General features: G+C 42.8%; 11 protein-coding genes. 6 read left to right on the forward strand and 5 right to left on the reverse strand.

What is annotated here, in order from left to right; translation table 11 throughout:
- The 3 genes from ACXZ1K_RS18665 to ACXZ1K_RS18675 are packed head-to-tail and all read right to left on the reverse strand — an operon-like array spanning window position 1 to window position 5,597.
- Window positions 1-1,695: a trypsin-like peptidase domain-containing protein gene (locus ACXZ1K_RS18665; protein ID WP_458971198.1), complete on the reverse strand. Its 1,695-nt coding sequence runs from the start codon at window positions 1,693-1,695 to the stop codon at window positions 1-3.
- A 54-nt stretch (window positions 1,696-1,749) separates the two neighbouring features.
- A complete protein-coding gene (locus ACXZ1K_RS18670; RefSeq protein ID WP_458971199.1) occupies window positions 1,750-3,168 on the reverse strand; it encodes a DUF1501 domain-containing protein in 1,419 nt (472 codons plus the stop codon).
- Between the two features lie 35 nt (window positions 3,169-3,203).
- On the reverse strand, window positions 3,204-5,597 hold the full coding sequence (locus ACXZ1K_RS18675; protein ID WP_458971200.1) for a DUF1549 domain-containing protein: 2,394 nt from the start codon (window positions 5,595-5,597) through the stop codon (window positions 3,204-3,206).
- 226 nt (window positions 5,598-5,823) lie between these two features.
- On the opposite strand from ACXZ1K_RS18675, the gene ACXZ1K_RS18680 reads away from it, so the two are divergent.
- The 4 genes from ACXZ1K_RS18680 (at window position 5,824) to ACXZ1K_RS18695 (ending at window position 10,164) form a co-directional block, all read left to right on the forward strand.
- The gene (locus ACXZ1K_RS18680) at window positions 5,824-7,938 is read left to right on the forward strand and encodes an FUSC family protein (RefSeq protein ID WP_458971201.1); all 2,115 of its coding nucleotides are present in this window, start codon (window positions 5,824-5,826) and stop codon (window positions 7,936-7,938) included.
- A gap of 43 nt (window positions 7,939-7,981) precedes the next feature.
- Window positions 7,982-8,176, forward strand: a complete 195-nt coding sequence (locus ACXZ1K_RS18685) for a hypothetical protein (protein ID WP_458971202.1) — start codon at window positions 7,982-7,984, stop codon at window positions 8,174-8,176.
- Between the two features lie 97 nt (window positions 8,177-8,273).
- Window positions 8,274-8,999 (forward strand): hypothetical protein, encoded by a 726-nt coding sequence (locus ACXZ1K_RS18690; protein WP_458971203.1) that lies wholly within the window; start codon window positions 8,274-8,276, stop codon window positions 8,997-8,999.
- A 121-nt stretch (window positions 9,000-9,120) separates the two neighbouring features.
- Window positions 9,121-10,164 carry a hypothetical protein gene (locus ACXZ1K_RS18695; RefSeq protein WP_458971204.1) on the forward strand — a complete coding sequence of 348 codons (1,044 nt, stop codon included), beginning with the start codon at window positions 9,121-9,123 and terminating at the stop codon, window positions 10,162-10,164.
- A 14-nt stretch (window positions 10,165-10,178) separates the two neighbouring features.
- Here ACXZ1K_RS18695 and ACXZ1K_RS18700 read toward each other — a convergent pair whose 3' ends face one another.
- Window positions 10,179-10,658, reverse strand: coding sequence for a DUF6702 family protein (locus ACXZ1K_RS18700; RefSeq protein WP_458971205.1), 480 nt, complete (start codon window positions 10,656-10,658; stop codon window positions 10,179-10,181).
- A gap of 64 nt (window positions 10,659-10,722) precedes the next feature.
- Between ACXZ1K_RS18700 and ACXZ1K_RS18705 the strand changes: the two genes are divergently transcribed.
- Both ACXZ1K_RS18705 and ACXZ1K_RS18710 read left to right on the forward strand, forming a co-directional pair.
- Window positions 10,723-11,307, forward strand: coding sequence for a HupE/UreJ family protein (locus tag ACXZ1K_RS18705; protein WP_458971206.1), 585 nt, complete (start codon window positions 10,723-10,725; stop codon window positions 11,305-11,307).
- A gap of 5 nt (window positions 11,308-11,312) precedes the next feature.
- Entirely contained in the window at window positions 11,313-13,643 is a 2,331-nt protein-coding gene (locus ACXZ1K_RS18710; RefSeq protein ID WP_458971207.1) for a M1 family metallopeptidase, read from the forward strand.
- 39 nt (window positions 13,644-13,682) lie between these two features.
- On the opposite strand, the gene ACXZ1K_RS18715 is transcribed toward ACXZ1K_RS18710, so the two are convergent.
- Window positions 13,683-14,120 carry a tail fiber domain-containing protein gene (locus ACXZ1K_RS18715; RefSeq protein WP_458971208.1) on the reverse strand — a complete coding sequence of 146 codons (438 nt, stop codon included), beginning with the start codon at window positions 14,118-14,120 and terminating at the stop codon, window positions 13,683-13,685.
- Window positions 14,121-14,155 lie beyond the last annotated feature (35 nt).

Here is a 14,155-nt window from a genome sequence, read left to right on the forward strand (position 1 = left end):
TTAGCTGATGTTCGCTTTTAAGAACTTAAATACAGTGAGCGCTGGAATAACCAAAACACTCGTTCTGCTAAACCGCGCAATGTTAATTCCGTAAAATCTGCCATTGCTGTCAAACACCGGTCCGCCGCATTCTTCTGGTTTAATGATTGCATCGTGGGCGAAGACTTTCTTAAAACCATCCAGCCTTGCACTCTTGCCACCCTCAAATTGCTCCGCAGCATGTGTTGAAGCTGGCATTTTAGTCAGTAGAAGACCGGCAGTAAACGAGTGACCATCCCTTAGTCCCGCCACATATAAACTATCGCCTGCTACAAACTTCATCATAGTTTGGTTGTACTGGTCGGCATTTTTAACGGCTACATTATTTAACTTCCGCACCTCATCGCCGCTTTTCAGTCCGGCTAATTCTGCCGGACTATCTTTTAAAATCCTGGTGATCTTAATTTTGCCTTCATTATACATAGAATATGCTCCCATATATCCTAAATTGATCTTCTTCGGAATTTCAATGTACATACTGCTCAGCACACTGATGCGCTGATCATTTAATATAGAGGTATGATCATCAACGAGAGAAGAAACAGGGGAAATCAAAAACGTACCCAAGTCGCCTTTAGCCAAAGCAGCAGTGTCTTTTAGTGCCACAGATTTTAAACTGGTGTTACTTTTTACCGGAACCTGCAATAATACCAGGTCGTTTTGCTCATCTCTTGCAATAACCTTTGCGGGAATGTTCTTGCCAGAAATAATAACCTCAGGCTTCTCAAAGACTATAGAGCTTTTAGATACCAGATAGCACTTCCCTTCAATATTGAAAACAGTAGCCAATTCTTTATGTGCTTTATCTGCAGCTGTACTGCTGATGGACGCAACACTTTCCTTAAATGAAGATGCCAGCGATGTAAAGCTCGTCCCCATGTTTTCCAAAAACGGCAGGGTGGTATTTTTACTGCTCATCGGATCTTCCCCGGTTATACTGGTATCAGCAGGTAGTTTCACGTAGTTTTGTGGAGTTTGTAAAGCAGTCCAGTATTTCCTGTAAAAATCAACGGGCACTTCCAGGTTGTCGTTCTCGTTTACGCCGCATCTGCTGTGCATGCCTATTACCCTGCCCATGTCGTCAAACAGCGGACCGCCAGAATCTCCGGGTTCCATTTTACAGGTGGACTCCAGGAAACCCCATTCATTGATCAGGGATTTGATCCGGCCAAACCTCACAGTAGGGAGTAATTGATTTAGTGTTTCCGGATAGGCAATGCTGATGCAGGGCTGGTTTATCTTTAAACTGTGCGACCAGCTCATTTCTGCAACTGGCCAGTTTCCTTTGTCTATGATTTTTAACATACCCAGATCGGGCCTGTTTTCCAATTCAGCAAACCCTATCCTTCCCAATGCTTTGGCGATGGCTTCTCTCCCATCGGGAAACCTGACTCTATAGGTTCTATTGGGTATGGTGGCATGCGCTACGGTGAGGATGGTTCCGTCTTTACCGACCACTACTCCTGTAAATTGCGAGCTGTTTTGTGCTTTCCTGATGGTGTCAAATCCATAGATCCTCACGCTGGAGGCATAGGCATTGGCTACTCCCTTTTTAATTTGTACCTGAAGCTCCTTGGTATTTTGTAATTTCTGTGCAAAGCTGGGGGCGCAAAGCAATAACAGCCCAATTGAAAAAATCAGTTTTAATCGAATCATATCTAACCATCTACCTGGAATTGCGTAGCGGGGGCAAGATAGCAAGAAATATCCTTATCCGAATAGCTCAGGAACATGTTTACCCAGTCCGTCTGGAGTGGTGTAAAACGGCCGTTTCTCTATTACATAATTGGCATCTGGTGCAATCCCCAGTGCATGGTAAATGCTTTGGTGAACCTGGTCTATCACTATCGGATTTTCTACCGTTTTGCAAGGGCGTTCATCGGCAGTTTTACCATAAACACTTCCTTTTTTAATGCCGCCTCCAAACATCAGCATGGAGCAGCCATCTGTAAAGTGACGGTGCATGCCGTAGTTCTTAATATCGGTAATGATGTTTGGCTGCTCTACCTGTTCCTGAACTTTTAGGTCTGGCCTGCCTTCTACCATCATATCCCTGCTAAATTCGCTGGCCAGTATCACCAGTGTACGGTCTAGCCTGCCGCTTTTTTCTAAGTCCTTAATCAGCTGTGCTACCGGGCCGTCGATTTGCTTTTTCATATCTACCAGCCTGGTGTTACCGTTATCGTGCGTATCCCAGCCTTTAAACGGTTCATATTCTGTGGTCACACTGATAAACCTTGCACCTTGTTCTGTTAGGCGTTTCGCCATTAAGCAGCCCAGGCCAAATTTACCGGTATTGTAAATGTCATAGCTTTCTCTGGGCTCCAGGCTTAAATCGAAGGCTTTCGCCTCCGGCGAGTTCAGCAGGATGTAGGCTTGTTCCATGGATCTTTTTAAAGATTCCTTCTGGTAGTCGCTCCCATATTCGCCCAAGGGGCCCTGACTAATCAAATTATGGTAAAGCTGGTTCCGCTTTTCAAATCTTTTGGCCGACATGCCTACGGGCGGTCTAACGCTTTCCAGACCTGCAGATGGATCTGGTATAAGAAAAGGGCCATGCTCATTGCCTAGAAAACCCGCGGTATGGAATGCTTTCAATTCCTCCCCTTCGCCAAGGGTAAAGCGCTGACCAATACCTATAAATGCCGGGATCACCGAATTTAAAGGCCCTAGTTCTTTGGAGATCCAGGAACCAATATGCGGGGCAGCTACTGATTGTGGTGGTTTATAACAGGTATGCCAGTGGTACTGATGCCTGGAATGCAGGATATGTCCCATATCTGCAGCCACATAGGAACGGATAACGGTTCCTTTGTCCATCACCTTGCCTATAGACTGCAGGCCTTCAGAAAAATGAACCCCATCTAGTATGGTAGGTACAGATTTAAAGGTACTTAATACGCTATTGGCCTCCATGCCTTTAGTAAAAGGTGTATATTTCTTTGGGTCGAATGTGTCTGTATGGGCCATACCGCCTGCCATCCAAAGCAGGATAACAGTATCAGCAGTAGCGGTGCTGCTCCTTCCGTTGCAGGACGAAAGTAGGTTGGTTAACGGAATACCAGCCGCCATTGCAGCCAGCGTGGCGGCGCTTGTGTTTTTTAAAAACTCCCTTCTATTCCAGCTCATCTTGTTATAATTGGGTTTGATTTACACATGATTCTTTAGTAGATAATTTGAAATTCCGGCAGTAAAACCATCGCCCAGAAAAAGTCCTGTATGGCTTCAGCTTTTGGCGCGGCTCCCAGTGTTTGCCTGGCCAGTTTAAATTCCTTATCTGCAGGCTTTCGTCCTAATGTTTTTTGGTAGATGTCGCTAATCAGCTCATCGGTATTTTTAAACTTGGATTTCCAGTTTTGGGCTCCTTGTAGTAGTACCGAATTGAACTTGCCGCCGTTTGTCAGCTCTAAGGCTTGCAACAGGTTGGCCTGTGAATCTCTGCTGGTAGCCACAGTTTCCCGGTTTGGCCTGCCTAAAGCGGTTAGGAAAGAATTGTTGGCCACCAATGAGGAGCGTACAAATGCAGGTTTTACCGGCATCTTGTTGTATGCCGCATTCATAAATGGATTATAGCGCAAGTTGGAATCAGCAAATACTGGAGCAATGATGTTACTGATGGCATCGGTAAACTGCTCGGCCGACATCCTTTTTCTTACCATTCCTTTAAATTCATATTTTGGATTGCGCACCTGGCTGGCTTCTTTAAAGCCAACGGAGGGCAACTGGTAGGTATTTGAAGTGGCTATTTGATAGATGAGCTCTTTTACATCTGCTTTTTTAGCAACAAAATTAAAAGCCATCCAGTCCAGCAAATCCTGGTTCCAGGGCTCATTGTCCATCACATCTACCGGCTCAACCAAACCGCGACCCATCATTTGGGCCCATATTCTATTTACCAGCGTACGGTATAGCCTGCCGTCCTCTGGTTTAACCAGGTTTTCTGCGAGCTGCCTGCGCTTGTCGACCACAGGTGCTTTTGGATCTATGGTGCCGAGTTCTTTCCAGAGCATAGCGGCGTCTACGTACTTCCCGGTTGGCTTATCGCAACGGTTTATTTCTAATGTGGTATCGGCAAAGATGTTGGCAAAGGCATAGGCATCTACCAGTTTTAAATCACTAATAAAGCTGTTGTGGCAAGAGGCACATTTTAAGTTAAGACCCAAAAATACCTGCGATACGTTTTGCGCAGCCTGCATTTCTGTACGCTGACTGGAGTTGATAACCCCGCGCCATTTGATGCCCTCGATAAAACCTTTTGACGCCTCTGTAGGACTAATCAATTCTTTTACAAAGAGGTCATAAGGTTTATTGTCTTTGAGCGATTTGTAAAGCCAGTCGGTGATGTCAAACCTGCCTCCGGTAATATAACCGGTTCCAGTATAATCGTTCCTCAGTGCATCATTCCAGAAGCTGAGCCAATGCAACGCATAATCATCCTCCAGGTTTAACAGTTGTCGCACCCAGAGCGCTCTCTTATCTGGCCGGGTATCTTTAGCAAACGCTTCCTGATCCTGCGGGCTCGGCAACAAGCCAATAATATCCAGGTAGATGCGCCGCAGGTAAATGCGGTCGGCCACCGGTTTAGCCCAGGCTATGTTGTGCTTTTTAAAGTATTGGTTTGTCCACAGGTCTACCGGATTAGAAAGTCCGTTCGTGACCGCAGGCAAAACCGGGTTGCGGGGTTCCAGTTTGGCTACCCGGTAAACATTTTGCTTGCTGCCATCTTCAGGCCAGGGCGCGCCTTTATCAATCCAAAATTTAATGGTGGCGATGTCTTTATCCTGAAGCTTCTTGCCTTTAGCCGGCATTACGTCTTTATGATCTGCAGGAAGGTTTATCCTTTTGAATAATTCGCTCTCCGATGCGCTGCCGGGTATGACAACCAAACCATTCTCACCCCCTTTAAACACCAGGTGTTTACTGTCCAACCGTAAATCGCCCTTCACTTTATCTGCGCCATGGCATTTATAGCAATTGTGTGCCAGTATTGCCCTCACTTCGGTATTGAGTTCAATTTCCTGTTGCTTGCTCAATTTGCCGGTATCTGTTTGAAAAGATGCGAGGCTAAAATTGTTATTGATTCCATCCTGATCACCACTGTCCCAAGGCAATGTAGACGAAATAAAATCATCACCATGTGTTAAACCGGCACCAAAATGCCCGGTTATGGAAACGCCAATAGCTGTTGAGAATAGTAAAGTACGAAAGGCCTTTATAGTGGTTAGGCTGTTATTTTTGCCTATTTGTCGCAATACGCCTACGGTAATCAAACTGAGTATCGCGGTAGCAATACCCGTCCACAAATGGATCTTAAGTACAGGCCCTGCATAATCGCCATATAGGTAAAGGAGCAGACCGAATATAACAGATACCAATGCCGAAACTGCACCGGTAATGACTAAAACATCAATACCTGCGCGAAACTTGGAATGGTAGTTTTTTAAAGTAAAAAGCTCTAGAAAAGCTGCGAATACCAGTAAGGCAACCGGAAAATGGACGGCAAGTGGATGCAGATGCCCCAAAAAGTTCCAAATCCAAAATACCTGGGCTAATAGCATACGTAGTTAATATCTGGTTAATAATACTAGGCTCCTGTTGTGTGTTGCCTATTATTAAATGTCTGATTATTTTTCAAAATAACCAACCTGTACTATCCTGCTTTAAGAAAACTAAAGGTGCGATTTCTTGTTTTAAAACTTAAACTTATTGTTTTATTTGATTTATGGCAGGCGGCCGATTTAACATCAGTAAGAATTGGATTACCTTTGCAGCACATATGAGAGCATGCGCATTTTAAATCAAATCCGGCTATTTTTTCTTGGAGAGTATTTTTCTGATGCACTGCGCAATACATTGGTGATCTTACTGCCTGTATTGCTGTTTTTTAGCAAAGATGAGCAAATGGCCATTGCACTGGGTGTAGGTGCTTTATTGATCTCGCTAACGGATTTACCGGGAAACCGGGGCGACAAATTCCGCACAGCCCTTTCCAGCATTTTGATCTTCTCTGCTACGGCTCTGATATTTTCTCTCACTGAACACAATAAGTTATTTACCGGACTGGCATTTACCGGGATCACTTTTGCCTGGTGCATGCTGTCTGCTTTTGGTCAGCGTGCAGGTTTAACAGGTACCATGGCCATCATCCTCAGTACTTTTATTATGGGCTTACAACCGCAGCATCCTGTTCAATTTAGCCTATATATATTTTTAGGAGGTTGTTGGTTCTACGCGGTTAGTTTGTTGCAAGTAGTGCTATTTCCCTACCGCTCGTTACACCATGTTATTTACGAGTGCCTTAATGCCACTGCAAGTTATTTAAAAACCAAGGCATGTTTTTATCAACCGGAAATCCCCCTGGATAGCTGCTACAAAAATACGGTAACGGGCCACCTTAAGGTTAGTGAAAAGCAACAAATGATACGGGTGTTGTTGTTGAGCGATAAGAAGGCCATGCGGGCCGGAAATCCAAGAGGAGAACGATTGCTCAGCGTAGCTACGGCAGTGATTAATTTGTATGAGGAAGTTACTGCGATCCAATATGATTACACACAAATAAGGGAGCAACTTCAAAGGGTTGGAGCCCTTCCGCTGATTACGGAAATGATTGAATTGCTGGCCAACCGCACTGGTGAATTAAGTCAGCATTTTTTGAACAAGAAATCTACCACATGGAAAAACCGGGATCAGTTCGATTCGAGTAAAGATAAGCTTAAAGAACTGGCTTTGGGTGTCTTAGTTAGTGAACCCCGACAGGCAAAAATACTGACTGATCTTTATGAGAACTTTACTGGGATAGCGGCCCAACTGGATCTTATTCAAAACCCTAAGGAGACTATTGCCGAGCCTGACTCCAAGCCTCTATACGCTGAATTTTTAGGATCTGGTCTGTTTCCAATGGCCCAGCTTAAAAGTCACCTGAGCTTTCGATCGCCGGTTTTGAGGTTTGCGCTTCGATTGTCTTTGTCGTTTTTAGTGGGCTATTTGCTCATTCAATATCTGGGACAGGAAAAATATAGTTACTGGCTATTGCTTACCATAGTAATTGTGGCCAGACCGCGGTTCTCTGTGACCTGGAAAAGAAACTTGCAGCGAATAGGTGGAACTTTTGCTGGTTTGGTGATGACGTTGATGATATTGGTTATCCTACCTCCCACAAACATTCAGCTGATCATTGCCGCAACAGCGCTGACAGGTTTCTTCGCTTTCAACCGCACCAATTACAGCATCAGTGTAGCCTGTATTACCATTGCGGTGGTGATGTCCCTCAGCATCTACCGCGGCGATACGCAAGCTATTTTTCAAAACAGGGCAATATATACCATAGCAGGATGCTTAATTGCTTTCGCAAGCGTTTACCTTTTGCCCATTTGGGATTCAAAACAATTAAAGGGATTAATAGCAGAAACGTTGTCGGCCAACCTGGAATTCCTAAATGCCATAACTGACCCATCGCTTTCCTCAGTTTCCAGAAACCATCAGGGCAGGCTGGCCCGAAAAACCGCCCATCTTAAACTGGCCAAACTATCTGAAGCGCTACAGCACATTAAACTGGAACCAAGGGGCAAACAGCAATTGCCTATTTTAACTGAAGTTCAGATTATTTGCTACCGGATAAATGGTTTGATTACTTCGATGTTCTTAACTGGAGAATTGATTACGGCATCAGATGGCTTGTCCGAAATAAAATCCAGACTTAAGAGTTGTGAAACCGCAGAACTAAATGTCTTGCAAACGCATCGTGTGCAGTCGGTCAATGTTCCTTATCCATCTGAATTGTTACTGGAGGGAATTGCCTTGTTGGAAAGTTTGTCGATTCAATTAGCGGCATGTTTTGAGAAACGACCTAATGCAGATACAATTGCTGCAATGAATGAACTTAAAGCTGGTATTACCTAAAACTTATTCGAATTGTCTGTGTTTAACTCTTTAAAAACGAAATATGAATAACTTTTTTAGAGGATTAATTGCGGCCTGGGGGGCTAAAAAACTTGGCGGAGGCTGCCTTTCAACCATCATCATTTTTGTTTTAATATGGACCTTGCTCGGGAAATGCAACAACAATGGCGCTAAAGCACAAAGCCCAGCTGTAGTTAAAACTGAGGCGAGCATGCCCTTGTCTGCCGGATCCAGATAGCTCCGTTCTGTATGCGTTAAAATTTGTTAATTGTCACCGCTAACTTAGGCGTGCTAATTTATTTTCCTTTCCTTTAAGGCGTTAGCCTCTAAATGAAATGAAAATAAGATCAACCAAGGTCATCATAACACTTGGATTACTGATGGGATTTGCAGTTAACTTGCAAGCGCAAACTGGAAAAATGTTTAGAGCTGCTATAATACAGTACGCGACTGCAGAAACTGTTCAAGATGCGCTTGTAAAAAATCTCAACAACAGACAAACCAAAAAAAGCGACAACTTCGGCGTGTTTTCTATATTTGCTGCTATTGGTGATTCTTTGTTAATCCGAAAGATAGGATACCAGGATAGGTACTACAAAGTTACCGGATATAACGATGAGAGGATCTTCATCAAGCTTTCAAACGAATTGCTGGAAGTCAAGATTACCGGACAAAAAAAAGCCTCTGAAAACTTTAAAGAGGAAAGCAGGGCGTATAGTAAAGAAAAAGGGATATTCTACGAAGGGAAACCACCTATAGCTTTACTTTCTCCTTTTGGCGGAAGTCCGGTTACCTTCTTTTACGAATTGTTCAGTAAAGATGGAAAACGGGTACGGCGATTAAACCAGCTTGCAGCAAAGGCTGCGATAGATGAGGAAATTGCCAGGAGGTTCAATCAGCTTACTATTAAAAGGGTGGTTGATATCAGTGATTTGGATATGGATGCCTATAGAGACAACTACCCACCTAAGGTTGAAGAACTTAGAACATGGTCAGATTTCCAGCTATTTGAATACATCAAAACCAGTTTTTTGAAGTTTAAAAAGAAAGAGAAGAAATAATTTTATAGATATGCGCGGGGCGGCTTTTATATTATTGGAAGGAGTGTTATACTTGCAAGATATTATTGATTGCCCTCAACCTGCTTGAAGGCATAATCTAACCCTTATAAAAACATAAAAAATGAAATTACCTCAGTTAGCAGGGATGCTCATGGTCGGATTGTTCTCAATCGGCTTATCTACCAGTTGTACTTCTGAAACTAAAAAAACCGGAAGCAAAGATTCCAGCGCAAAATCAGGAGACTCAACTGTAACAGCTGAAGTTGGAACTGTTCGTGAACCTGTTGACACAGCAAAATATAATGCGAAGATTAAAAAATTAGCCAACGGTGATACCACTGGGAGATGGCCGGTTAAAAATCAGCCTTACCCGCTTGCTGGTGCAATCTTACCTTTTAAACGCATTGTTGTTTATTATGGGAATCTGCATTCTAAAAAAATGGGTGCCCTTGGCGAATACGCGCCCAAAGAGATGTGGAGCCGATTGAACAAAGAGGTTAAACATTGGGAAAAAGCAGATCCTTCAACTCCGGTTCAGGCAGGTGTGCACTACATTGCAGCAGTAGCAAGTGGTACTGCAGGAAAAGATGGTAAATACATTAACCGCATGGGCGACAAGCAGATTGATTCGGTATTAAAGATTGCCAAGATGCAGAATGCTATCGTGTTCCTTGATTTACAAGTGGCTTTAAGCACCATAAGGGCGGAGTTGCCAAGAATTGAGAAATACTTGCAAATGCCACATGTGCATTTAGGTATCGACCCGGAATTTTCTATGAAAGACGGCAGTCTGCCTGGAAAAAAGATAGGCACTTATGATGCCGCCGATATCAACTATTGTTCTGAATACCTGGCTAACCTGGTTAAAAAGTACAACTTGCCTCCAAAGGTATTTACTGTTCACCGTTTTACTAAAAAGATGGTCACCAATTACAAAAACATTAAACTTCGTCCGGAAGTACAGATTGTAATGCACATGGATGGATGGGGCGAGCCTGACCTTAAAATTGGTACTTACCGCCACTTCATTTTCTCTGAACCGGTACAGTTTACAGGTTTCAAATTGTTCTACAAAAATGATTTGAAGAAAGCACCTAACCGCTTGATGACTCCAGAAGAGTTATTGAAATTGAAACCTGCTCCTATTTATATTCAGTATCAGTAAAAACGATATTACTCTTAGTAATTAAACTCGACAGCGCCATCTGGGTTGTCGAGTTTTGTACTCTGACGCTTACCATTTACAATGGCATGGATCATATTGATCTGCGATTCATGCTGCTCAAACAGGATATTGTTAGTTATACTAAACTTCTTTACCGATGGAATGGCCGGCGTTTCAAAATAACACCAGGCAGCCTCCTCTTCTATTTCGTAGCCCACATATTTAAGGTTCAGTTCAACACCATTGGCTTTGATCTTCAAATGATCCTTAACATAGGCGCTAATTAGCTGGTCTACTTGCTGCTTATTTTTTGGCTTCAGTATATCCACGCTGGTTTTGTACCGCCTATCTATAGCCTTTTCCAGGTCGTCAAAAAAAATACGCGTACTTACTTGCACTGTCTTCGTTTTCTGATTCTGCTCAATTTCAGTAACACTCACATAAAGTGGGTGGAACAAAGCAAACCATACGAATAAAAGTTGTTGTAACATCATTGAATCTTATTGGAAATATCAGGATTGCTTGCAATCTTTAGCCAAATTTACGAATTTAAGTACTATGCAGGATTTCTCCCTTTATTTTGATTTAGGCTGGCAGCATATATTAGATTGGAATGGCTATGACCATATCTTATTTGTCATGGCACTTTGTGGCATTTACACACTCAAGGACTGGAAAAAAGTACTCGTATTGGTTACTGCTTTCACCATTGGGCATAGCTTAACGCTTGCGCTGAGCATTTTTAATGTGGTACATATTAATACTTCACTGATAGAGTTTTTAATCCCTGTAACGATTTTGATTACTGCATTCACCAACATCATTAGTAAAAAGGCCAAACCTAAAAGTATTAAACTGAAGTATTTTCTAGCTTTAGCATTTGGTTTAATCCACGGAATGGGATTTTCTAACTATTTAAAAAGTCTTTTGGGCAAAAGCACCAATATAGTGGTAGAATTGTTGGCATTTAACGTCGGTTTAGAAGTCGGCCAAGTATTCATTGTAACAGCAACATTGATTTTAGCTTTTATTTTAGTCTCGATTGTAAAAATTAAGCTATGGGACTGGACATTTTTCCTTTCTTCAGCTATATTTGGTATCTCTTTTATTATGGCGGCAGAGCGACTTGCTGCAATTTTATAACACTTATGAAGAAATTTATACTTTTCCTTACTGCAATTGCTTTGGGCACCTGTGCTAATGCACAAATGTTAAACAACCCAGGCTCTAATCATGGCAATAAGTTTGAACAATTGGGTACCACCTTGTCCACCCCAAATTCTTACAGAACTGCTTCCGGTGCCCCGGGTTCTGCCTATTGGCAGCAACGTGCAGATTATGTGATCAATGCGGAGCTGGATGAGAAAAAGCTATTGCTTACCGGTTCTGAAACCATTACCTATTCCAACAATTCTCCTGATCCGCTAAGTTACCTTTGGGTACAACTGGACGAAAACCAACATAAGGCAACCAGCGATAACAAGCTGACTGAGCAAAGTAAGATGACGGATAAGATGACCTATGCCGCACTTTCCAATATCATTAGGGAGGATAATGATCTTGGGGTAAAAATTGTTAAACTAACAGACGAAGCCGGAAAATCAATTCCTTACGTGATCAATAATACCATGATGCGCATTGATCTCCCTTATGTCCTTAAGCCCGGTCAGAAATACGTACTCGAGATTTCCTGGAATTACAAAATATCGGACCGCACCACTGTAGGTGGAAGAGGCGGTTATGAGTATTTTCCAGAAGACGACAACTATTTATTTACCATGACCCAGTGGTTTCCGCGTATGGCAGTTTATTCAGATTTCCAGGGCTGGCAAAACAAACAATTTGAAGGACGCGGCGAATTTGCACTTGCTTTTGGAAACTATAAAGTAAACATGACGGTTCCGGCAGATCACGTAGTTGGTGCTACCGGGGAGTGTCAAAACTATGGTCAGGTACTGAATGCTGCCAGCTTAAAAAGATGGAACGAAGCGCAAAATGCTAAGGCACCCGTGGAAATCGTAAACCTGGCTGAAGTAAAATCAGCAATGGCTAAACACGCCACTGCAAAGAAAACCTGGACGTACGCTGCAGAGAATGTTCGCGACTTTGCCTGGGTATCGTCAAGAAGAATAGTTTGGGATGCAATGGCTACTTATGTGGATGGCAAAAAGATAATGGCCATGTCTTATTATGGTCCGGAGGCCTACCCGCTGTATAACAAGTACTCTACAAAAGTAGTAGCGCATACTTTAAAGGTTTACTCAAAACATACCATACCATATCCATATCCAGTAGCCATATCAGTTGAAGCCTCGAATGGGATGGAATATCCAATGATCTGCTTTAACTACGGCCGGGCTGAAAAAGACGGAACTTATACAGAAGCCATTAAACTGGGCATGATTGGGGTAATTATCCATGAGGTTGGACATAATTTCTTTCCAATGATCGTGAATTCAGACGAGCGGCAATGGACATGGATGGACGAAGGGCTAAACACATTTTGCCAGTTTCTGGCGGAACAGGAATGGGATAACAATTACCCTTCAGGCAGAGGCCCGGCCCATAAGATAGTCGACTACATGAAAATGCCTAAAAACCAGTTGGAGCCGATCATGACCAACTCTGAGCAGATCGTTAATTTCGGGCCAAATGCCTATGCTAAACCTGCAACTGCCCTGAACATTTTGAGAGAAACCGTAATGGGCAGGGAGCTTTTTGACTGCGCCTTTAAAGAATATGCGAAACGCTGGGCTTTTAAACATCCTACACCAGCCGACTTATTCAGAACAATGGAAGATGCTTCTGCAGTGGACCTGGATTGGTTCTGGAGGGGTTGGTTTTACGGAACGGATCCAGTAGATATATCTTTGGACAGTGTTCGCTTTTACAGGATGAACAGCATGAAACAAGCTGTTGAAAATGTAGATAAAAAAGCCGTTTATGAGCGCGACAATAAATACATCGGCAGAGAACGCAACAAAGTAGCAGGAATAAAATTCGCGGTAGAACAAGATACCAGCTTATTAGACTTTTATAATAAATTCAACAGGTTTGAAGTTGGCAAGACGGCCGACCAGGACTTCCAAACCTATTACAATACACTGAATGAAAAAGAGAAAAGCTTGTATGAAAGCAAAAAGAATTTCTATGAGCTAAGTTTTAGTAATGTTGGTGGCTTGGTCATGCCAATCATTGTGGAGTGGACTTATAAAGACGGCACTAAGGAAATAGACAGGCTTCCTGCGTACATCTGGAGAATGAATGAGAATAGGGTGACCAAGGTTTTTGCAAAGGATAAAGAGGTGGTTTCCGTGCAGCTTGATCCGTACCGCGAAACTGCAGATATTGACGAGAACAACAACAGCTGGCCTAGAACATTAAAGCCTTCCAAGTTTGATCTGTTCAAACAGCAAACAGTGCCAAGAGGTGCATCGAGCGGAGGCAATCCTATGCAGCAATCAAGAAAACAGAACTAAACAAAACGGCCATCTCAGGATGGCCGTTTTGTTTACCTATCATTTAGCATTTGTTTTAAGCTCTGCTAATTCCGCTTTTAGTTGCTCAATTTGTTCTTGCTGTTCTTTTACAGCTGCAACCAATATTGGAATCAAATGGTCTTTTTTAACCTCGTCATATTTGATTACACTGGTGCTATTTTTACCAGCACTATACGTTTTTGCAGCTTCAAATATCAACTCAGGAAAATCATCTTTAGTTTCTGCGGACAGGAAACCATATTGCGTTCCGCCTGGGAATTTAAGATGTTTATACTTCTCTCCGTCAAACTTGTAAGTAACAGGTTTAAGGCTTTTTAAGAAATCCATTGAGTTTGAAATCTCAGCCACATTTGTTTTAAGTTGCTGCTCTTCTAATTTTTGCGCGCTGGCAGAAAATGTAAATATGCTCATCAGAACGCCTGCGAAAGCGCCCTTTAGTAATAAAGTATTGCTCATGTTTATTTTTGCTTGAATTAATGAATATTGGTTGT

This window comes from Pedobacter jaeyakensis, assembly GCF_054461315.1.